Source organism: Chitinimonas naiadis, assembly GCF_054780835.1.
In genome coordinates this window covers 1-19,305 of record NZ_BAAGVO010000002.1, presented here as the reverse complement: position 1 = coordinate 19,305, position 19,305 = coordinate 1, and the positions used below count along the sequence as shown (strand labels likewise).

Annotated in this window: 18 protein-coding genes and 1 tRNA gene; 13 read left to right on the top strand and 6 right to left on the bottom strand. The window is 63.8% G+C overall.

Translation table 11 applies throughout. From position 1 onward, the window contains the following. Nucleotides 1-10 precede the first annotated feature (10 nt). The 10 genes from ACYVHK_RS02385 to ACYVHK_RS02340 are packed head-to-tail and all read left to right on the top strand — an operon-like array spanning nucleotide 11 to nucleotide 9,022. Complete coding sequence (locus tag ACYVHK_RS02385) at nucleotides 11-1,192, top strand: type II secretion system F family protein (RefSeq protein ID WP_460527212.1); 1,182 nt, start codon at nucleotides 11-13, stop codon at nucleotides 1,190-1,192. Further along, entirely contained in the window at nucleotides 1,189-2,871 is a 1,683-nt protein-coding gene (locus ACYVHK_RS02380) for a GspE/PulE family protein (RefSeq protein WP_460527210.1), read from the top strand. The genes ACYVHK_RS02385 and ACYVHK_RS02380 overlap by 4 nt, the downstream gene beginning before the upstream one ends. Next, entirely contained in the window at nucleotides 2,852-3,670 is an 819-nt protein-coding gene (locus ACYVHK_RS02375; protein WP_460527208.1) for a hypothetical protein, read from the top strand. The genes ACYVHK_RS02380 and ACYVHK_RS02375 overlap by 20 nt, the downstream gene beginning before the upstream one ends. Then, complete coding sequence (locus ACYVHK_RS02370; protein ID WP_460527206.1) at nucleotides 3,667-4,230, top strand: hypothetical protein; 564 nt, start codon at nucleotides 3,667-3,669, stop codon at nucleotides 4,228-4,230. The genes ACYVHK_RS02375 and ACYVHK_RS02370 overlap by 4 nt, the downstream gene beginning before the upstream one ends. Continuing rightward, on the top strand, nucleotides 4,227-4,820 hold the full coding sequence (locus ACYVHK_RS02365) for a hypothetical protein (protein ID WP_460527204.1): 594 nt from the start codon (nucleotides 4,227-4,229) through the stop codon (nucleotides 4,818-4,820). The genes ACYVHK_RS02370 and ACYVHK_RS02365 overlap by 4 nt, the downstream gene beginning before the upstream one ends. Further along, nucleotides 4,817-5,335: a hypothetical protein gene (locus ACYVHK_RS02360; RefSeq protein ID WP_460527202.1), complete on the top strand. Its 519-nt coding sequence runs from the start codon at nucleotides 4,817-4,819 to the stop codon at nucleotides 5,333-5,335. Before ACYVHK_RS02365 ends, ACYVHK_RS02360 begins: the two co-directional genes overlap by 4 nt. Next, a complete protein-coding gene (locus tag ACYVHK_RS02355; protein ID WP_460527200.1) occupies nucleotides 5,332-7,674 on the top strand; it encodes a cohesin domain-containing protein in 2,343 nt (780 codons plus the stop codon). Before ACYVHK_RS02360 ends, ACYVHK_RS02355 begins: the two co-directional genes overlap by 4 nt. Before the next feature lies 1 nt (nucleotide 7,675). Further along, nucleotides 7,676-8,170, top strand: coding sequence for a type II secretion system protein (locus ACYVHK_RS02350; RefSeq protein ID WP_460527198.1), 495 nt, complete (start codon nucleotides 7,676-7,678; stop codon nucleotides 8,168-8,170). Beyond that, nucleotides 8,145-8,531, top strand: a complete 387-nt coding sequence (locus tag ACYVHK_RS02345) for a type II secretion system protein (protein WP_460527197.1) — start codon at nucleotides 8,145-8,147, stop codon at nucleotides 8,529-8,531. The genes ACYVHK_RS02350 and ACYVHK_RS02345 overlap by 26 nt, the downstream gene beginning before the upstream one ends. Next, a complete protein-coding gene (locus ACYVHK_RS02340) occupies nucleotides 8,528-9,022 on the top strand; it encodes a type II secretion system protein (RefSeq protein WP_460527195.1) in 495 nt (164 codons plus the stop codon). Before ACYVHK_RS02345 ends, ACYVHK_RS02340 begins: the two co-directional genes overlap by 4 nt. Here the strand turns inward: ACYVHK_RS02340 and uvrB are convergent. Next, complete coding sequence (uvrB, locus tag ACYVHK_RS02335) at nucleotides 9,019-11,037, bottom strand: excinuclease ABC subunit UvrB (RefSeq protein WP_460527193.1); 2,019 nt, start codon at nucleotides 11,035-11,037, stop codon at nucleotides 9,019-9,021. The two genes, ACYVHK_RS02340 and uvrB, sit on opposite strands and share 4 nt — an antisense overlap. 119 nt (nucleotides 11,038-11,156) lie before the next feature. Between uvrB and ACYVHK_RS02330 the strand changes: the two genes are divergently transcribed. After that, nucleotides 11,157-13,217: a putative bifunctional diguanylate cyclase/phosphodiesterase gene (locus tag ACYVHK_RS02330; protein ID WP_460527191.1), complete on the top strand. Its 2,061-nt coding sequence runs from the start codon at nucleotides 11,157-11,159 to the stop codon at nucleotides 13,215-13,217. 80 nt (nucleotides 13,218-13,297) lie between these two features. Here ACYVHK_RS02330 and ACYVHK_RS02325 read toward each other — a convergent pair whose 3' ends face one another. The 3 genes from ACYVHK_RS02325 to ACYVHK_RS02315 all read right to left on the bottom strand — a co-directional run bounded on the left by ACYVHK_RS02325 (nucleotide 13,298) and on the right by ACYVHK_RS02315 (nucleotide 15,637). Then, nucleotides 13,298-14,524, bottom strand: coding sequence for a head GIN domain-containing protein (locus ACYVHK_RS02325; protein ID WP_460527189.1), 1,227 nt, complete (start codon nucleotides 14,522-14,524; stop codon nucleotides 13,298-13,300). A 243-nt stretch (nucleotides 14,525-14,767) separates the two neighbouring features. Further along, nucleotides 14,768-14,858, bottom strand: a tRNA-Ser gene (locus tag ACYVHK_RS02320). A 59-nt stretch (nucleotides 14,859-14,917) separates the two neighbouring features. Continuing rightward, on the bottom strand, nucleotides 14,918-15,637 hold the full coding sequence (locus tag ACYVHK_RS02315) for an adenylyl/phosphoadenylyl-sulfate reductase (protein WP_460527187.1): 720 nt from the start codon (nucleotides 15,635-15,637) through the stop codon (nucleotides 14,918-14,920). Between the two features lie 170 nt (nucleotides 15,638-15,807). On the opposite strand from ACYVHK_RS02315, the gene cysB reads away from it, so the two are divergent. Together cysB and ACYVHK_RS02305 are read left to right on the top strand one after the other, a co-directional pair. Further along, nucleotides 15,808-16,743 (top strand): CysB family HTH-type transcriptional regulator, encoded by a 936-nt coding sequence (gene cysB / locus ACYVHK_RS02310; RefSeq protein ID WP_460527184.1) that lies wholly within the window; start codon nucleotides 15,808-15,810, stop codon nucleotides 16,741-16,743. Between the two features lie 67 nt (nucleotides 16,744-16,810). Next, nucleotides 16,811-17,683 carry a head GIN domain-containing protein gene (locus ACYVHK_RS02305; RefSeq protein WP_460527182.1) on the top strand — a complete coding sequence of 291 codons (873 nt, stop codon included), beginning with the start codon at nucleotides 16,811-16,813 and terminating at the stop codon, nucleotides 17,681-17,683. 114 nt (nucleotides 17,684-17,797) lie between these two features. Here the strand turns inward: ACYVHK_RS02305 and leuE are convergent, their stop codons facing one another. After that, nucleotides 17,798-18,463 (bottom strand): LysE family translocator, encoded by a 666-nt coding sequence (leuE, locus tag ACYVHK_RS02300; RefSeq protein ID WP_460527180.1) that lies wholly within the window; start codon nucleotides 18,461-18,463, stop codon nucleotides 17,798-17,800. A 167-nt stretch (nucleotides 18,464-18,630) separates the two neighbouring features. Further along, nucleotides 18,631-19,107 (bottom strand): FKBP-type peptidyl-prolyl cis-trans isomerase, encoded by a 477-nt coding sequence (locus ACYVHK_RS02295; RefSeq protein WP_460527178.1) that lies wholly within the window; start codon nucleotides 19,105-19,107, stop codon nucleotides 18,631-18,633. Nucleotides 19,108-19,305 lie beyond the last annotated feature (198 nt).

Here is a 19,305-nt window from a genome sequence, read left to right as displayed (position 1 = left end):
ACCCGCCGCCATGCAGTTCCTCCTGCAAGCCCTGTCCGCGCAGAATCTGGTCGAGACGCTGGCTATCGATGCCAGCGACGAGGCCGATGCGCGCCGCCAGGCCGAATCCCGGCAGCTGACTGTCTTGTCGGTGCAGCTGGCGGGCGAGCGGCAGCGGCTGGGCAAGGCGGGACGGTTCTCGCTGGTGTTGTTCAGCCAGGAGCTGCTGGCCTTGCTGGAGGCAGGGCTGAGCCTGGTGGAAAGCATCGAGGCATTGCTCGACAAGGAATCCAGCCCCAATGCCTGCGCCGTGCTGAACGGCCTGCTGCAGCGGCTGCGCGAAGGCGAGCGTTTTTCCAGCGCCCTCGCCCACCAGCCGCAGGTGTTCCCGCCGCTGTATGTCGGCATCGTGCAGGCGGCCGAGGGGACCAGCGAGCTGCCGCAGGCCTTGTCGCGTTATCTCGACTACCAGATCCGGCTTGATGAAGTACGCAGCCGGCTGATCAGCGCGGCGATCTATCCCACCATCCTGGTGACGGTCGGGGGTGGCGTTGCGCTATTCTTGCTGGGCTTCGTGGTGCCGCGCTTCGCCGCGGTCTACCAGGGAACCGGCCGGCCCATGCCCATGCTGTCGCAACTCTTGCTCGACTGGGGGCAGATGGTCAGCCAGAACGGCTGGACGGTGGCACTGGCGGTGCTGTCGTTGCTGGCCCTGGCGGGTTGGCAGTTGCGCCGGCTGATCGCCAGCGGTGCCTGGCAGAACGCGCTCGCACGCTTGCCCAGCATCGGCGAGCGGCTGCATATCCTGGAGCTGTCGCGGCTCTATCTCACCCTGGGTATGCTGCTGGAAGGCGGCATTCCCATCAGCACCGCCATGGGCATGGTGGCGAGCGTTGCCTCGCCGCAGGCCCGCGAGCGGCTGGCGGCTGCCACGGTGGCGATCCGCGAGGGCGGCATGCTGTCCGACGCGTTTGAACGCCATGCCCTGAGTACACCAATCTCGCTGCGCATGCTGCGGGTGGGGGAACGATCCGGCCAGATGGGCGCCATGCTCACCCGATCGGCGAATTTCTACGAGGCGGAGACCACCCGCTGGATAGAGCGTTTCACCAAGACTTTCGAACCCTTGCTGATGACCCTTATCGGCCTGGTGATCGGCGGTATCGTGATCCTGCTCTACATGCCCATTTTCGATCTGGCAGGTAGCCTGTGAACGCACCACAACTCGACCCGGCCCTTATTGATGCTGCCCGGCTGGCCGCCGGCCGCAATGGTGGCTCGGTGCTGGATGCGCTGAGCGAATCACTGCAACTGGACCCGCGCCAGGCCGTGCGTGCGCTGGGCCGATGGCTGCACCTGCCGACAATGGAAACGACCGATATGCAGGCGCTGCAGTCGGCTTTCGATCTCCTGCCACTGGCACAGGCGCAACGGCGCGGCTGCGTGCTGCTGCGGGACAGTCAGGCCAGCAGTGCAGTCTTGCATGCGGTGATCGGCGATCCGTTCGATGCCGATCTGCCAGTCTGGCTGGAAAACCTGTGCCGCCTGCCCGTGCAGTACCACCTGGCCTTGCCAGCGGATATCCATGCCTATCTTGCCCGCCAGGAGGAGTCGGTCCGGGCCGTGGACCAGTTGCTGTGGGGTGAGGGCGAGCAGCGGCAGAACGAGCGCGCGGCCGAGAAGCTGAGCTTTCTGACTACCAGCGATGGCGGCAGCCCGGCGGTCAAGCTGGTCAATTCCACGTTGTACGATGCGCTCAAGGCTGCTGCCAGCGATATCCACCTCGAATCCCTGCCCGGCGGGCTGGCGGTGAAGTACCGGATCGACGGCGTGCTCGATGCCATCACCCAGGTCAGCGGCCGGCTGCTGGCGGAACAGGTGATCTCCCGTCTCAAGGTGCTGGCCGAGCTGGATATCGCCGAACGGCGGGTGCCGCAGGACGGCAGTTTCCGGGTGGAAGCCGGCGGGCGCGAGATCGACCTGCGGGTGTCCATCATGCCGAGCATCCATGGCGAGGATGCGGTGATCCGTATCCTCGACAAGCAGGCCATGGTGGCCGAGCACGGCGCCCTGACGCTGGAGGCGCTGGGCTTCGAGGCGGCCTCGCTGACGACCTTGCGGCGACTGGTGAACCAGCCCTACGGCATGCTGCTGGTGACGGGGCCGACCGGCTCGGGCAAGACCACCACGCTGTATGGTGCGATCTCCGAGATCAACAACGGCCGCGACAAGATCATCACCATCGAGGACCCGGTGGAATACCAGTTGCCGGGCATCCTGCAGATACCGGTCAACGAGAAGAAGGGCCTGACCTTTGCCCGAGGGCTGCGCTCCATCCTGCGGCACGACCCGGACAAGATCATGGTCGGCGAGATACGGGATACCGAGACCGCCGAGATCGCGGTGCAGTCGGCCCTGACCGGCCACCTGGTACTGACCACGGTCCACGCCAACAATGTGTTCGACGTGTTCGGGCGCTTCACCCATATGGGTATCGATCCCTACGCGTTTGTCTCCGCCCTCAATGGCATCTGGGCACAGCGGCTGATCCGCCTCAACTGCCCGCATTGCAGCGTGCCGGTGCCCGCCGATGCCGACCTGCTGCACGCCATGGCGCTGACCGAGGCATCGGTCGCCGGTTACCAGTTGCGGCAAGGCCAGGGGTGTGGCGATTGTCGCGGCACCGGCTACAAGGGCCGGCGCGCCATCGCCGAATTCCTGACCCTGACCGACGAGTTGCGCGAACTGATCGTGGACAAACGCCCTATCCGCCAGATCAAGAACGTCGCCCGTCGCAACGGGACCGAGACCTTGTTCGAGGCTGCCATGCAGCAGGTCGCCGCCGGCCATACCACACTGGAGGAGATACGCCGTGTCACGCTCATGGGTTGATCGCTACGCGCTCGGCATCGCCGACGATGGTGTCGCCCTGCTGGACGGGCAGGGCCAGACCACGCTGCTCTCGGCCAGCTCCGCTGACGACGGCTTGCTGCAACTATCCCGGCAGTTGCAATCGTCGAAGCAGGCCCCAGCACCACGACGCGGCTTGTGGCGCCCTCGCCTGCAGGCCAGCGTGGCCGATAGCCTGGCGCGCTACTGGCTGGTACAGCCGCCGGCCAACGCCAGCAGCCTGACGACCTTGCGTGCGGTGGCGCAGGCACGCTTTGAACAGCTGTTCGGCACAAGCGCCGGCCAGTGGCGTATCACTGCCGACTGGGCAGCCGACCGTCCCTTTCTTGCCACCGCCCTGCCCGCCACGCTGTGCGATGCGGTAGTGCAACTGGCCGATGTACAAGGCTGGCGCTTGCAGCAGTTGCAACCGGCCCTGGTCCGCAACTGGAACCGCCATGCCGGCCAGTTGCCGACGGCCAGCTGGTTCTGCCTCGCGCAGGAGCACAGCCTGACCTATGCCGTGGTCAGCCAGGATCGCTGGTTGGCGGTGCGGCAACTGAATTTTGCCAGCCCGCCCACGGCCAGCGCGCTGCTGGACCTGCTGACGGGCGAGGCGCGCAGGTTGTCGGTACAGCACCCCGCCCTGCCCACCGAGATGTGCTGGCTGGGCATCGCCAGCTGGCTGCCCCGGGAGCAGCAGTTTGGCGATTGGCATTCACGCCTGCTACTCAGCGCAGACAGTACCAACGTACCGGCCACGCTCGCGGCCAGGCTGGCCCTGCAAGGTGGTGCGGCATGAAGCGCCTGGCGATCGATTTTTCCCCCGCTTCGCCACTCGGGCTGGGCGGCGGCTTGGGCCAGCGCTCCCCCTGGCTGGTACTGCTCTGGCTGGCTGCCCTGCTGGCGTTGCTGGTGGCGGGTTGGCGGCATGCCGACATCCGTCAACGCACTGCAGCGATCGACCGGATTGTGCAAGCACGAGTGCAGCAGGCCTTCCTGCAAAGCCCGCGCGCCAGTGCCCCGCCGTCGAGCATTCCACCGCAGCAGCGCCAGGCACTGAACGATGCCACCCATCAGCTCAACCTGCCCTGGGCCGCCTGGTTCGCCGCCTTCGAGAGTGCGGCCAGCCCCAAGGTGACGCTGCTGGCGATCACGCCCAACCCGCAGAGTGGCACGGTCGCCATTTCGGCCGAATGCGACAACCCGCAGACCATGCTGGCCTATCTGGCCGCGCTACGGCAGACCGGTTTTTTCCGCGATGTGGTCCTGCGCAAGCATCGCAGCGACGAGACCGTCACCGGTGGCAGCGTGCGCTTTGACCTGATCGCCTATGTGCCCACGCCGGGGGGCAAACCATGACCGACCTGCGGCAGCAACTGGGCAAGCTGGGCCTGAGGGCACAGCTCTATCTGCACCGGCATGGCGGGCAAGGCCTGCTGGGCGGCCTGCTAGTGGCAGGCGCCGTCCTGGCCTGGGCGACGCTGCCGCTGGCGGAGCAATCCCTGGTCCGGCGGCAAGCTGCACTGGCCAGCACCAGTGCCCTGCTACCCACCGCCAGCCCGCACCCCGGCACCGGGCAGGGCCAGTACGATGCCCTGTACCAGGTGCTGGACCAGGGCCGTGACCGGCAGCAGGATCTGCAGCAGTTGTTCGACATGGCCGAGCAGGAAGGCTGGGACCTGGCCGAGGCCGACTACAGCCTCAACACCCAGGGCAAGGCCGGCCTGCAGCGCTTGCAGATCCAGCTACCGCTGACCGGCAGTTATGCGGATATCCGCGACCTGGCCAAGACCCTGCTGCGCGGCAAGGCCAACCTGTCGCTGGACGATCTCAGCTTCAAGCGAGAATCCGCCGAGCAGAGCAACCTGAACGCCACGCTCAAGCTCAGCCTCTGGTCGCGCATCGCGATCTCCGCACCCGAACCGGCCGCCACGGAGCGCAAGCGATGAAACGGCGCCATTGGCTACTGCTGGGTGGCTTCCTGCTGGCGGGCTACCTCGCCATCTGGGGCAATGAACCGCCGCCGGTGGCGCAGGCCGGCACGCTGCCCAAGCCAGCCGCCCAGTCGGCAAGTGCCCGGCCTGCACCGGCAATCGTCCCAGCCAGCACCATCGCACTGATCCCTCGCGAGCAACTGATGCAGGAGCCAGCCAAACAGGCGGGGGGTAATCCCTTTGCAGCCCGGCAACTACCGGCCCCTGCGGTGACGGCGCCTCCGCCCGTCGCCACCGTCGCGCCCGTGCCGACGGCACCGCCGCTACCTTTCCAGTTCCTGGGCAAGAAGCTTGAGGACGGCGTCTGGGAGGTCTACCTCGATGCCGCAAACCAGACGTTGATCGTGCACAGCGGCGACAAACTGCTGGGCAACTACCGGGTGGATGAAATCCGCCCACCGAACATGATGCTGACCTACCTGCCGCTCGATATGCGGCAGACCTTAGTGATCGGACAAGGCGAAGAATGAGGTTATATCGTTTGCATACCCTGGCCGCACCGCGGGCCGGCAAGTTGCTGGGCATCGGGCTGGCCTGCCTGTTGGCAGGCTGCGCAGCCCAGACGGCCTACCGCGACGGCCAGGCACACCTGGCCCAGGGCAATTTCGGCCAGGGACTGGCCAAGCTCAAGGAGGCCAGCACGCTGGCGCCGGATTCCGCCGAGTACCGGATCGCCTACCTGAGCACCCGCGACCGGCTGCTGGGGCAGCAGTTGCAGCAGGCCGACCAAGCCTTTGCGGCGCGCAACCTGGCCGAGGCCGAACAGGGCTATCTGCAGGTACTGGCCCAGGACCCCAACTACGCCCGCGCCCGCAGCGGCTTGCAGAACGTCATGACCGAGCGCCGCCGCGACGTAATGTATGCCGATGCCGAGCAGGCCTGGGCCAAGCAGGACGCCGATACGGCACAGAGCCGCCTGCGCAGCATCCTGGCGGAGCGGCCGGACCATGCCAGGGCACTGATCCTGCAGCGGCAGATCGACGAAGCCCAGCGGCAGCGCAGCAATGACACCGGCCTCGCCGCCAGTTACCGCAAGCCGATCACGCTGCAGTACAAGGACGCACCGCTGAAGTCGGTATTCGACATCCTGGCGCGGACCTCGGGACTCAACTTCCTGTTCGACAAGGATGTGCGCAGCGATCAGAAGACCTCGATCTACCTGCGTAACAGCACGGTGGAATCGGCCATCAACCTGATCCTGCTGACCAACCAGCTGGAACAGCGCGTGCTCGATGCGAACACCGTGCTGATCTACCCGGATACCGCCGCCAAGCGCAAGGACTACCAGCCCATGGTGGTCAGGACCTTCTACCTCGCCAATGCCGAGGCGAAGGCGGTGGCCGCCACCATGAAGACCATCATCAAGGCGCGCGACCTGGTGGTGGACGACAAGCTCAACATGATCATCCTGCGCGACAGTCCGGATGTGATACGGCAGGCCGAGAAACTGGTGGCCCTGCATGACCTGCCGGAACCGGAAGTCATGCTGGAGGTGGAAGTACTGGAAGTGAAGCGCACCCGGCTGATGGAGCTGGGCGTGCAATGGCCGGAGCAGCTCTCGCTCACGCCGCTGCAGTCGGCCTACGGTACCGGTCTGACGCTCAACGACCTGCGCCATCTGAACAGCCGCACCATCGGCGCCACCGTCAGCCCCATGGTCATCAATGCCAAGGATCAGGATACCGACGCCAACCTGCTGGCCAACCCGCGCATCCGTACCCACAACCGCGAGAAGGCCAAGATCCTGATCGGCAGCCGGGTACCGGTGATCACCTCGACCCTGACTTCGACCGGCTTCTCGTCTGAATCGGTGGCCTATGTGGACGTCGGGCTCAAGCTTGAAGTCGAGCCGACGATCTACCCGGACGATGAAGTCTCGATCAAGACCGGCCTGGAGGTGAGCAATATCCTGAAGACGGTGGAGACCAAGGGCACCCGCGCCTACGAGATCGGCACCCGGACCGCCTCGACCGTGCTGCGCCTGCGCGATGGCGAGAACCAGGTGCTGGCCGGCCTGATCAACAGCGAGGACCGCCGCACCGCCAACCAGGTGCCGCTGCTGGGTGATGTGCCGCTGCTGGGCCGGCTGTTCGGCAGTCATCTGAACGACAACGCCAAGACCGAGATCGTGCTGTCGATCACCCCACGGCTGATCCGCAATATCCGCCGGCCGGATGCCGAGATACTGGAGTTCGATTCCGGCACCGACAGCAACTTCCGCCGCACCCGGCTTGAGTCGGCGACCGGCAAGGCGGCATCCAGCACCAGCGGTGGTGGCGTCATGCAGCAGTCCGGCGGGAACGCGCCGGCCCCCGTACCGACACCAGCCACGTCGGCGCCTGCCACCAGCGCGGAGCCCAGCCCGGCTGCCGCCGAAGTACGGTCTACCGCCACGGCGATCGACGGCATCCTGCGCTGGGACGGCCCCAAGCAGGCCAAGGTGGGCGATACGGTAGAGCTGCGCCTGTACTACCAGTCCGAGCTGGCGGTGAACGGCATGCCGCTGGTCCTGGCCTACGACCCGCAGGTGCTCGAGATCATCAAGGTCAACGAGGGGGATTACCTGAAGGCGGTCGGCAGTACGGCCTTCAACGCCCAGATCGATGCCGGCCAGGTCATGATCAACAGCGTGTTGTCGAGCGCCACCGGCGCCAAGGGTGCCGGCGTGCTGGCGACGGTGACGGCCAAGGTGCTGAGTACCGATGCGAGCCAGGCCCAGTTGTCGCTGTTGAGCGCGGCGCCACAGGCCATCGACGGGCGCACCTTGTCGCCGGCCTTGCCGGTCCATGTCCTGCGGCTGGACCACTGAGATGCGCAGCGCCGGGGCTGTTCGCCACCATCGCGGTTTTACGCTGATCGAGCTGATGGTGACGCTGGCCATCCTCGCGGTGCTGGCCATGTTGGTGGTGCCGTCGGCCCAGGTCGCGATACAGCGGGTGAAGGAGCAGGACCTGAAGCTGGCCCTGCGTGAGATCCGTGGCGCGCTGGATGCCTACAAGCGCGCGTTCGACTCGGGCCGCATCCAGCGTGACCAGGGCGCCAGCGGCTATCCAGCCTCGCTGATGGTGCTGGTGGACGGTGTGCCGGACCAGCTGGACCCCAAGGGCGGCAAGCTCTATTTCCTGCGTCGCATCCCGACCGATCCCTGGTGTGCCGCCAGCGAGCAGCAAGGACTCGATCAGTGCTGGGGCAAGCGCAGCTACGCCAGCACGGCTGATGAACCGCAAGAGGGCGTGGATGTGTACGACGTGTATTCCAGGGCAGAAGGAGTGGGGCTCAATGGCCTACCCTACCGCCGCTGGTAAGGGCTTTACCCTGATCGAACTGCTGGTGGTACTGGCCATTGTGTCGGTCCTGCTGACCCTGGCCGTGCCGCGCTATTTCCATAGCCTCGACAATGCCAAGGTCGCGGTCCTGCAGGACAACCTGCAGACGGTGCGCGGGGCGATCGACAAATTCTTTGGCGATACCGGCCACTATCCGGCGACGCTCGACGAGCTGGTCGACAAGCATTACCTGCGCAGCCTGCCGATGGACCCGATCCTGGAGAGCTCCAGCCACTGGACCCTGATCGCAGTCGAGCCCGAGCGGGGCAGCGGCATCTATGACCTGAAAAGCGGTGCCGAGGGCACAACCGCGGACGGACGGCCTTATTCATCACTATGAGCTACGCGCCCCCCATCCGGCATAGGCAGGCAGGCTTCAGCTATATCGCGCTGCTGATCTTCATCGCCAGCCTGGGGGTAGCCGCCAGCGCCAGCGTGCTGCTGGGTAGCGTGGTGCAACGGCGACAGGCCGAGCAGGAGCTGTTGTTTGTCGGCGCCGCCTACCGCGACGCACTGTCGAGCTACTACCTTGCCAAGCCGGTGGGGCTGCGGCGCTACCCGCAAAGCCTGCAGGAACTGCTGCATGACGCCCGCTTCACCACCCTGAAGCGTCACCTGCGCACGCTGTACCCCGACCCCATCACCGGCCAGAACGACTGGCGGCTGATACGCCACCCGGATGGCGGCATCATGGCTATCGCCAGCAGCTCGCCGGCCGCACCGATCAAGATCGACCTGTTCGAGCCTGACGACGCCGCTTTCCGTGGCCAGCGGCATTACTCGGACTGGGTATTCGTGGCCCGTAGCCAGGAACCCACCCCCACCAATTAAGCCGCGCCGAAGACGCGCTCGCGCAGCTTGTGCAACTGGTCTCGCAGCTCGGCCGCCTTTTCGAACTCCAGGTTCTTGGCCGCCTCCATCATCGCCTTCTCGATGGCCTTGAGCTGCTTGGCCAGGGTCTTCTCGTCCATGTCCTCCAGCAGCATCTGCTGCTTGCGCTCCAACCGGTCGGCGCGGGCGGCATCCTCGTCGTAGACCCCGTCGATGATGTCCTTGATGCGCTTGACCACGCCGCGCGGCGTGATGCCATTGTCGGTGTTGAACTGGATCTGCTTGGCACGACGACGCTCGGTCTCGTCGATGGCCTTGCGCATCGACTCGGTGATCCGGTCGCCATAGAGGATGGCGGTGCCGTTGAGGTTACGGGCAGCCCGACCGATGGTCTGGATCAGTGAGCGCTCGCTGCGCAGGAAGCCTTCCTTGTCGGCGTCGAGGATCGCGACCAGCGACACCTCCGGGATGTCCAGGCCTTCCCGCAGCAGGTTGATGCCCACCAGCACGTCGAATTCGCCCAGCCGCAGGTCGCGCAGGATCTCCACCCGCTCGACGGTGTCGATGTCCGAATGCAGGTAGCGCACCTTGATACCGTGCTCGGTGAAATAGTCGGTCAGCTGCTCCGCCATGCGCTTGGTCAAGGTGGTGACCAGCACCCGCTCTTCGACGGCGGTGCGCTTCTTGATCTCGCTCATCAGGTCGTCGACCTGGGTACCGACCGGCCGTACCTCGATGATCGGGTCGACCAGGCCGGTAGGCCGTACCAGTTGCTCCACCACCTTGCCCTGGTGTTCGGCTTCATAGGCGGCCGGGGTGGCCGAGACGAACACCGTCTGCGGCATCATGCCCTCGAACTCCTGGAACTTCAGCGGCCGGTTGTCCAGCGCGCTGGGCAGGCGGAAGCCATAGTCGACCAGGTTCTCCTTGCGCGAGCGGTCGCCTTTGTACATAGCGCCGATCTGGCCGATCATCACGTGCGACTCGTCCAGGAACATCAGGCTGCCCTTGGGCATGTAGTCGATCAGCGTCGGCGGTGGCGAGCCGGCCGGTTTGCCGGAAAAGTGCCGCGAGTAGTTCTCGATGCCCTTGCAGAAGCCCATCTCCTGCAGCATCTCCAGGTCGAATTTGGTGCGCTGATCCAGGCGCTGCGCCTCCACCAGCTTGTGCTCGCGATGGTAGAACTCCAGCCGGTCGCGCAGCTCGGTCTTGATGGTCTCCATCGCCCGCAGCACGGTGCCGCGCGGGGTCACGTAATGGCTGGAGGGGAACACCGTGAACCGCCCCACCCGCTGCTTGATGTGACCGGTCAGCGGGTCGAACAGCTGGATCTGTTCGATCTCGTCGTCGAACATGCCGATACGCACGGCCAGGTCGGCGTTTTCCGCCGGGAAGACGTCGACCACGTCGCCGCGCACGCGGAAGGTACCGCGGCTGAAGTCGATCTCGTTACGCTCGTACTGCATCTGCACCAGCCGGGTCACCAGCTCGGCCTGGGGCATCTTCTCGCCCTCGCGCACATGCAGGATCATCTTGTGGTACTCGGACGGGTCGCCGATACCGTAGATCGCACTGACGGTCGCCACCACGATGCAATCCGGCCGCTCGAGGATGGCCTTGGTCGCACTCAGCCGCATCTGCTCGATATGCTCGTTGATCTGCGAATCCTTCTCGATGAACAGGTCGCGGCTCGGTACGTAGGCTTCGGGCTGGTAATAGTCGTAGTAGGAGACGAAGTACTCGACCGCGTTCTCCGGAAAGAACTCGCGGAACTCGGCATACAGCTGTGCCGCCAGGGTCTTGTTCGGCGCCATCACGATGGCCGGCCGCCCGGTGCGGGCGATCACGTTGGCCATGGTGTAGGTCTTGCCGGAACCGGTCACCCCCAGCAATGTCTGGAAGCGCAATCCATCCTCCAGCCCTTCCACCAACTGGTCGATTGCCACGGGCTGGTCGCCCGCAGGGGGGAACGGCTGGTGCAGGCGATATGGACTATTCGGATAGGTAACGATCATGGATGCCCCTCGGTGAGCCGATGATTGTAGCGCCCGTTCGTCCCCGGCACATTGCCAAAAGGACGCTGGTGCAAGAATCAGCTAAAGTGATTGGGACAAATCATAAGAGCCCGCTCTCGATGCTGGTCGACTCGAACGCCCAACTCCTGCTGGATGCACTATTACGCAATGCCGACGACCCGGTACTGGTGTTCGACGAAGCATTGCTGTGTCGGTTCGTGAACGATGCAACCTGCATGTACGGGGCCACCGAACGCCGCAACCTGCTGGGCTACCACGCGAGCAACGTCTTTGACGCCGTCGGCTTCGAGAGCACCATACAGCCCGCCCTGAGCAAGGCCCTGGGTGGCGCCAGCGCGCATTTCCGCGCCTGGCGGCCAACCCGCGCCAAGGGCGACCGCTGCTTTGATGTCCGGATCGAACCCATGAGCGAGGCCAGCGGCCGCATCGTGGGCGTCATCGTCTTTGCCCAGGACGTGACCGACCAGGTCACGACCGAAGAGCGTGCCCGGCTGGCGATGATGATGTTCGAGCACACCACCGAGGGGCTGATGGTCCTGGGTGCCGACCAGCGCATACGGCTGGTGAACCCCGCCTTCACCGATCTGACCGGCTTCGATGCCGACGAGATCATCAATGAATTCCCGCAGACCCTGCTGTCCGCCGGCCCCGATAGCCACAACCCTTATCAGGACATCTGGCACGCGCTGGAGTACGACAACACCTGGCAAGGCGAGGTCGTCTACCGCTGCCGTAACGGCCGGCTGCTCACTACCTGGCAGACCGTGGTCCGGGTGCGCGATCCCAAGAACGAGATCGAGCACTATCTCGCCATCTTTACCGACCTGACCGAGCGGCAACGCTTCGAGCAGCAGCTGGAACGGCTGGTCTACTACGATGCGCTGACCAGCCTGCCCAATCGAGCCTTGCTGGCAGACCGGATCGCCCAGGCCATGTCGCGGGCGGAGCGGGTCGGCAATCGCATGGCCCTGCTGTTTGTCGACCTCGACCGTTTCAAGGCCATCAACGACACCCTCGGCAATACGCAGGGTGACCAGTTGCTGCGCACGATGGCGCAACGCCTGCGCGAGCATACCGCCGCCGACATGACCGTCAGCCGCTACGGTGCCGACCAGTTCGTGTTGCTGATCCCGGAGATCGACACCCCGGACCAGGCCGCTGCCTTGTCCGGCCGGCTGCTGAAGACGCTGGCGCAGCCCCATCGCATCAGCGACCAGGACCTGACCACCACAGCCAGTCTCGGCATCGCCGTCTACCCGGACGATGGCAATGAGCGCGAGACCCTGATCCAGCATGCCGAGACGGCCATGCAGGCGGCCAAGAAGGCCGGTCGCAACACCTTCCGCTTCTTCACCCAGGACATGAACCAGCGCAGTGCGGAGTTCCTGCTGCTGGACAACCATCTGCGCCAGGCCCTGGCTAACGGTGACCTGCTGCTCTACTACCAGCCGCAGATCGATCTCAAGACCCGTACCGTCATCGGCATGGAAGCGCTGATGCGCTGGCGCCATGTGGACCTGGGCCTGGTGCCGCCGAACCGCTTCATCCCGGCTGCCGAGGAATCCGGCCTGATCGTGCCCATGGGGCAATGGGCCATGAAGGAAGCCTGCCGGCAGAACAAGGCCTGGCAGGAAGCCGGCATCCTGCACGCCCCGGTCGCGGTCAACGTCTCGGCGCGGCAGTTTGCCGAGCAACTGGAACTCGTCGCGGCGGAGGCGCTCTCCAGCGCCGGCCTGGACGCCCAGTGGCTGGAACTGGAAGTGACCGAGAGCACGCTGATGGACGATGTGAACGAAGCCATCCTGACCCTCAACGCGCTCAAGCGCATGGGCGTCAGGCTCGCGATCGACGACTTTGGCACCGGCTATTCCTCGCTGTCCTACCTGAAGCGCTTTCCGCTCGACAAGCTCAAGGTCGACCGCTCCTTCGTCATCGATATTCTCAATGACCCGGACGATGCCGCCATCGCCGGTGCCGTGGTGAGCCTGGCAAAGAACCTCCGGCTCAAGGTGATCGCCGAGGGCGTGGAAACCAGCGGCCAGCTCGACTTCCTCGAACAGATGGGCTGCGACGAGATGCAGGGCTTCCTGGTTGCGCCGCCCTTGCCAGCGGAGAAGATTCCGGAATTTCTCACCCAGTGGCAGCAACGCCCCGCCTGATCGGCTCGTTTTGCCGAGTTGGATGCCAAAGACAATCGGCCCGGTCAGACCGGGCCGATTGTCTTTGGCAGCAGGTACCGTCAACCTTGCACCATGATCCCCCTGCCCTGCATTTCACGAACGGCAGGCTTGCCATGCACCTGAATCTCGCCGGGACCGCTGGTATGGGCTCGCAAGGTCGCCATCACACCGGCGGTGATATCACCGGAACCCGAGGTTTGCAGGTCGGCATCCTGCGCCACCAGACCGGACAATACCGCATTACCCGGACCGGACACTTCCACCGCCAGTTGCTTGGTCTTGCCGGATGCCGCCAGATCGCCGGAGCCGGACAGATGCGCATTGAAGCGTTCCGCCTGCACGCTGCCCAGCGTGACATCCCCAGGGCCGCTCAAGATCACGTCCACATCGGTCACGCTCAGGCCGCTGGCGTCGAGGCTGCCACTGCCACTGAGCGCCACTTTCAGGCCACTAGCCTTGCCGCTCAGTTCGACGTCGCCAGGACCATGGCCTTCGATTCCCACCGTCCCACCGTCCAGGCCCTGCACCGCAATACCGCCGCTACCACCAAGCCATGCCTGCAAGCTGGTGATCTTGCCGACCAGTGTCGCCGTGCCGGGGCCATCCAGGCGCATATTGGCTGCCCCGCTGAGGCCAGACAGCTGCAGATCCCCGGAGCCCGACAGGCGCGCATCCAGATCGGCGATATGGCCATCGATGGAGACATCGCCGGGGCCTGACAGGCGCAACTTCAACTGCCCGACCTCGACACCCTCTAGGGAGATGTCGCTGGAACCGGAATTGGCCAGTTGCAGCTGCTTGACCTTGCCCTTGAGCGTGACATCGCCGGGGCCGCTGGCATCGAGCTCGAAGCGCTCGGCATCCAGCCCGCGTACCGTCATGTCGCCCGAGCCCTGGTTGCTGACGCGCGCCAGCGTCGGCAGCGTGAGGATCGCCCTGACATGCTGGTCGGTGGAGAAGGCGCCCTTGGTGCGTATCACCAGCTTGTCGCCCTCCTGCACGGTGCTGATCTTGGATAGCAGGTTCTCGTCCGCCTCCACCTGCAGGGTCGGCGTACTGCCGGGTACCAGCTCGACCATCACGTCGACGACCGAGTCCGACTCCACGACACGCAGCGCGGTGATGGGTCGTGCCTCCGAGGCCAGTTTGCCATTGCCCTTGATGCCACCAAAGCCGCCGATCGAGATATGCAGTTTGCCGCTATCCGGCTCCTTGCCCTCGCTATCGACATACACACTACAGGCCGCCAGGGGCAGGCACAGGGCCAACAGGGTTGCGGAGCGCATGGGACTCACCTTTTCGAATAAACATTCTTACTGGTATGTTATATACAAAAAGAAAAGGATGGCAAGCCGATTCCGACCAGCTGTTGTTTGCAGGCACAAAAAAGCCGGCTTACGCCGGCGTATCTGATCTGACTAGCCCGTCCCGAAATAAATGGCGGGCTGAACAATACAAGCGCCCGAACCCGTCATCGCGCCAAACGACAAAAAGCCCCGGTTGGAAAACCAACCGAGGCTCTGAGATCGTGGCGGAAAGGGGGGGATTCGAACCCCCGATAGGCTATTAACCTATACACGCTTTCCAGGCGTGCGACTTAAACCGCTCATCCACCTTTCCGCGAAGCCGCGCATTATGCCGTAACTCATTTGGCAGTGCAATCGACTTTGATTGGGACTCTATCGAACGGGGAGACTGCTGACCTTGGCGTGCAGGCCGCACTCCTTGCTATCCGGGTTCTCCCACCACCAGCGGCCGGCGCGAACGTCCTCTCCAACGGCGATGGCCCGGGTGCAGGGGGCGCAGCCAATGCTGGGATAGTGCTTGTCGTGCAGGGCGTTGTAGGGCACGTCATAGGCCTTGATGTAGGCCCAGACTTCCTTTTCGGTCCAGTCCAGCAAGGGATTGAACTTGGTCAGGCCGTTGCCGGCATCCCACTCCTGCTCGGCCATATCGGTACGGGTTGTCGATTGCTCGCGGCGCAGGCCGGTCACCCAGGCGGTCTTGCCGGCGAGGGCGCGGGCCAGTGGTTCCAGCTTGCGGATGCGGCAGCATTCCTTGCGGGCCTCGATCGAGCCATAGAAGGCGTTGATACCTTGCTCGTTGACGTAAGCCTCGACCGATTCGGCCTTGGGAAAATAGACCTTGATCGGCAGCACGGGATAGCGCGTTGTCGTTTCCTGCATCAGCTCATAGGTTTCGGCCGGCAGGCGGCCGGTATCCAGGCTGAAGATGCCGATATCGATCTGGTGGCGACCGATCAGGTCGGTCAGCACCATGTCTTCGGCGCCGAGCGAGTTGGCGAATACGGCGGGGCTGTGTTCCTGGGCGATGCGCCGGAGCAACAGCAGGGTATGGTCGAGCTTGGCCTGTAATTCGGGCGCAAGTGGTGCGGTCATGGTTCGGGCTCCATGTGGGGAGACGACGGTTTGCGCTTATGTTGCGCAAATCCGGTCGGCGTAGAAAGGCCAGCCTTTGATCGTAGCGCTAAGAGCAAATAATCATAAAAGACTGTTGTGTTAAGATTTTATAAAGCTCAGTTATTTCAAATAGATCGCCAGGGTGGGTCATGAAGCTGCAACAACTGCGTTATCTCGTCGAAGTCGCCAAGCAGGGCCTCAATGTTTCCGATGCGGCCGAAGCGCTGCATACCTCGCAACCCGGCATCTCCAAGCAGATCCGCCTGCTGGAAGATGAACTGGGGGTACAGGTGTTCGTGCGCAATGGCAAGCGGGTGGTTGATGTCACCGCGCCAGGCAAGGAAATACTGAAGATCTCCGAACGTATCCTGCGCGAGGCGAAGAACCTCAAGCGCGTGGCGGAGGAGTTCGTCAATGAGCAGGAGGGCAGCCTAGTGGTGGCAACCACGCATACCCAGGCCCGCTATGCCCTGCCGAACACGATCCACGACTTCATGCAGCGCTACCCCGGGGTGAAGCTGTCGATCAAGCAGGGCAGCCCTATGCAGATTTGCGAGTTTGTCATGGATGGCTCGGCCGATATCGCCATTGCGACCGAGGGTATCGACCAGTTCCCCGAGCTGGCCATGCTCGACTGCTATAGCTGGAACCGCAGCATCATCGTGCCGGACAACCATCCGCTGCTCGATATCAAGGGCAATGTGAAGATCGAGGACGTCGCCAAGTATCCGATCATCACCTATGACTTCGCCTTTACCGGCCGCTCCAAGATCAACCGTGCCTTCGAGGTGGCGGGCCTGACGCCGAACGTGGTGCTGACCGCTATCGATACCGACGTGATCAAGACCTATGTGGGCCTGGGGCTGGGTATTGGCATCGTTGCCAGCATGGCATTCGATGTAAAGCGCGATATCGGCTTGTTCTCGATCGATGCCTCGCACCTGTTCGAACCCTCGACCACCCATATCGGCATCCGGCGTGATGCCTATCTGCGAGGCTACACCTACGCCTTCATCGAACGCTTTGCGCCGCATCTCACCCATGCCGTCGTCGATGCCGGCCTGAACAATCGCGGTGACGATTGAGCGTGCAATTCCGGCCCGCTGGATATAACATACCAATAAGAATGTTTACTTAACGAGGAAATAGGCGATGAAAACAGCTTGGTTACTAGCGTGCTGCCTACCGTTGGCCGCGTGTACTGTCAGCGTGGATAACGACGACAAGAGCGGTGATGTGAAGAACATCCATGTCTCCATCGGCAGCATCGGCGGGGTGCAGGGCAATGGCAAGATGGCCTCCGAAACACGTCCGCTCAAGGCCTTCACGGTGCTGGATTCCTCCGGCGCGATCGATGTGGAAGCCCGTATCGGCGACACCCCCAGCCTGACGGTCGAGGGTGACGAGAACCTGCTGCAGTACATCCAGACGGCGCAGGTCGGTGACAAGCTGGTGATCAGTACCAAGCGCTCGTTCTCCTCCAAGCAGACCGTCAAGGTGATCGTGGTGACGCCATCCCTGCGCGAACTGAAGCACACAGGTTCGGGCGATGTGCAGCTGGCGGGGCTCAATGGTGGCGATCTGCAGGTGGAGTCCACCGGTTCCGGCGAGACGCAGCTGAGTGGCAAGCTCGGCGCCCTGACGTTGCGCATGGTCGGCTCGGGTGACTTCGTGGGTGAGCAGCTCTCCCCGGCCTCGGTCAAGGTTGATGTCCTGGGTTCCGGTGATGTACGGCTGGGCAAGGTGGAGGTCGATAGTTTCGAAGCGACCGTCAAGGGCTCCGGCAGCATCGCGGCCGAGGGCAAGACCAAGAGCCTCAAAGGTAGCGTCATGGGCTCCGGTGACCTGAAGTTCGAGGAACTGCGGTCGCAGACTGCGGAGCTTGAGCTGATGGGCTCGGGCGACATCACGGCCTATGCGAGCGAATCGGTCAGTGCCAATGCGCGAGGCTCGGGCGATATCGTGGTGCATGGCAAGCCTGCCAAGCAGGACTTCACCGGCAAGCATGTCAGCCTCGCCTCCTGAGCTCATCAGGAACGCGCACCAAGCCGGCGCCGTCCGGGTCACGACCAAGCAAAAAGCCCCAACGTTGGTTGGGGCTTTTTGTATTTTGCCGCACCGTATTGCCACCAGTAGGCGTCAACTGGCCAGCTTCACACCGAAGGCAATGAACAAGAGGCCCACCGTGCTGTTCAGGAAGGCGGACAGCCGCTTGCGCCCGGCAAAGGCCTGGGCCAGCCTGGCACCACCGAATACGATGGCACTCAGGTAGAGCAGGCTGATCACCTGGACGATGGTACCCAGCGCCAGGAAGGTCAGTGCCGGGTAGGCATAGTGCGTGTCGACGAACTGCACGAAGAAGGACAGGAAGAACAGGATCGCTTTGGGATTGAGCAGGCTGATGACGTAAGCCTTGCGGGCGATCGCTATGGCGCTGTGTTCGGCGATCAGGGCGGTCTCCGCCACGCGGCGCACGGCTTCTGCGGCACCGCCCTCCCGGACTTCTCGCAAGGCGCGCCAGGCAGCCAGGAGCAGGCGTAAGCCCAGGTAGGCCAGGTAGGCGGCGCCAACCAGGCGCACACCGGCAAACAGCAGCGGATAGGCATGCAGCACGGAGGCGGCGCCCAGTGCGGTAAGCAGCATCAGCGTGGTATCGCCAAAGAACACCCCCAGCGCGCCCGCGTAGCCCGCACGTATGCCATTGCGGGCGGCAACCGTGAGTACATAGAGCGAGTTGGGGCCCGGCAGCAGCACGATGGCGATGGTGCCGGCGACAAACAATCCAAGATCAGTGATTCCGAACACGATGGCAGCCCTCCTTGAAGAGATCAGCATAGCGCCATGCGGGTGGGATGCGCCATGCTGGAAAACAGTCACGCCACACCCGGCGATCAACAAGCAAAAGCCCCGTCATCGACGGGGCTTTGTGTCGCACGCACGCTCACCTGGCGGCAAGCCGCTGTCAGCGACGCTCAGTGATGATGGCCGTGCTCACCGTGTACATGCTGGTGTTCGATTTCTTCAGCGGTGGCCTCACGTACGGCGACGACCGTCAGCGCGAAACGCAGCGTCTTGCCACACAGGGGATGGTTGCCATCGAGCAATACCGTCGGCCCCTTGATCTTGGTAACAAAGTAGTAGCGCGGTTCACCCTCTGGGCCCCTGCGCTGGATCTGTCCACCGACTTTGACACCTGCCGGGAATTCCGCCTTGGGCATGGTGGTGACCAGCGCTTCGTCACGCTCGCCGAACGTGTCTTCGGCTGCCAGCTCAAGTGCGGTCTGGAAGCCGGCCTCCTGCCCCTCCAGCGCTTCCTCAAGCTTGGGAAACAGGTTGTCGTAGTCGCCGTGCAGGTAGGCAACCGGCTGCTTGCCTTCGTCGTAGACCAGACCCTGGGTATCGGTAACCTTCATCCGCACGGTAACAGCGGCATTCTTTGTAATCTTCATGGGGAGTACATGCTTTCCGGAGGTAAGAGATTCGCCGTGCTCCACGGCGGCGTCAGCGTGACGGTGCAGGTCTGCACATTGCCGCGCATTTTACTGCGTATCCGCCGGGAACGGTCAGGGCGTCTGTCTTTGCACCTACCGCCCGCACAAAGCAAAACACCCCGATCATCACTGATCGAGGTGTCTTAAGGGGAGCCT

Excerpts from the sequence above, each read along its gene's own strand:
- ACYVHK_RS02385 (WP_460527212.1), top strand. The coding sequence starts at position 11 with ATGCAGTTCCTCCTGCAAGCCCTGTCCGCGCAGAATCTGGTCGAGACG.
- ACYVHK_RS02370 (WP_460527206.1), top strand. The coding sequence starts at position 3,667 with ATGAAGCGCCTGGCGATCGATTTTTCCCCCGCTTCGCCACTCGGGCTG.
- ACYVHK_RS02365 (WP_460527204.1), top strand. The coding sequence starts at position 4,227 with ATGACCGACCTGCGGCAGCAACTGGGCAAGCTGGGCCTGAGGGCACAG.
- ACYVHK_RS02360 (WP_460527202.1), top strand. The coding sequence starts at position 4,817 with ATGAAACGGCGCCATTGGCTACTGCTGGGTGGCTTCCTGCTGGCGGGC.
- ACYVHK_RS02355 (WP_460527200.1), top strand. The coding sequence starts at position 5,332 with ATGAGGTTATATCGTTTGCATACCCTGGCCGCACCGCGGGCCGGCAAG.
- ACYVHK_RS02350 (WP_460527198.1), top strand. The coding sequence starts at position 7,676 with ATGCGCAGCGCCGGGGCTGTTCGCCACCATCGCGGTTTTACGCTGATC.
- ACYVHK_RS02345 (WP_460527197.1), top strand. The coding sequence starts at position 8,145 with ATGGCCTACCCTACCGCCGCTGGTAAGGGCTTTACCCTGATCGAACTG.
- ACYVHK_RS02340 (WP_460527195.1), top strand. The coding sequence starts at position 8,528 with ATGAGCTACGCGCCCCCCATCCGGCATAGGCAGGCAGGCTTCAGCTAT.
- uvrB (WP_460527193.1), bottom strand. The coding sequence starts at position 11,037 with ATGATCGTTACCTATCCGAATAGTCCATATCGCCTGCACCAGCCGTTC.
- ACYVHK_RS02330 (WP_460527191.1), top strand. The coding sequence starts at position 11,157 with ATGCTGGTCGACTCGAACGCCCAACTCCTGCTGGATGCACTATTACGC.
- ACYVHK_RS02325 (WP_460527189.1), bottom strand. The coding sequence starts at position 14,524 with ATGCGCTCCGCAACCCTGTTGGCCCTGTGCCTGCCCCTGGCGGCCTGT.
- ACYVHK_RS02315 (WP_460527187.1), bottom strand. The coding sequence starts at position 15,637 with ATGACCGCACCACTTGCGCCCGAATTACAGGCCAAGCTCGACCATACC.
- cysB (WP_460527184.1), top strand. The coding sequence starts at position 15,808 with ATGAAGCTGCAACAACTGCGTTATCTCGTCGAAGTCGCCAAGCAGGGC.
- ACYVHK_RS02305 (WP_460527182.1), top strand. The coding sequence starts at position 16,811 with ATGAAAACAGCTTGGTTACTAGCGTGCTGCCTACCGTTGGCCGCGTGT.
- ACYVHK_RS02295 (WP_460527178.1), bottom strand. The coding sequence starts at position 19,107 with ATGAAGATTACAAAGAATGCCGCTGTTACCGTGCGGATGAAGGTTACC.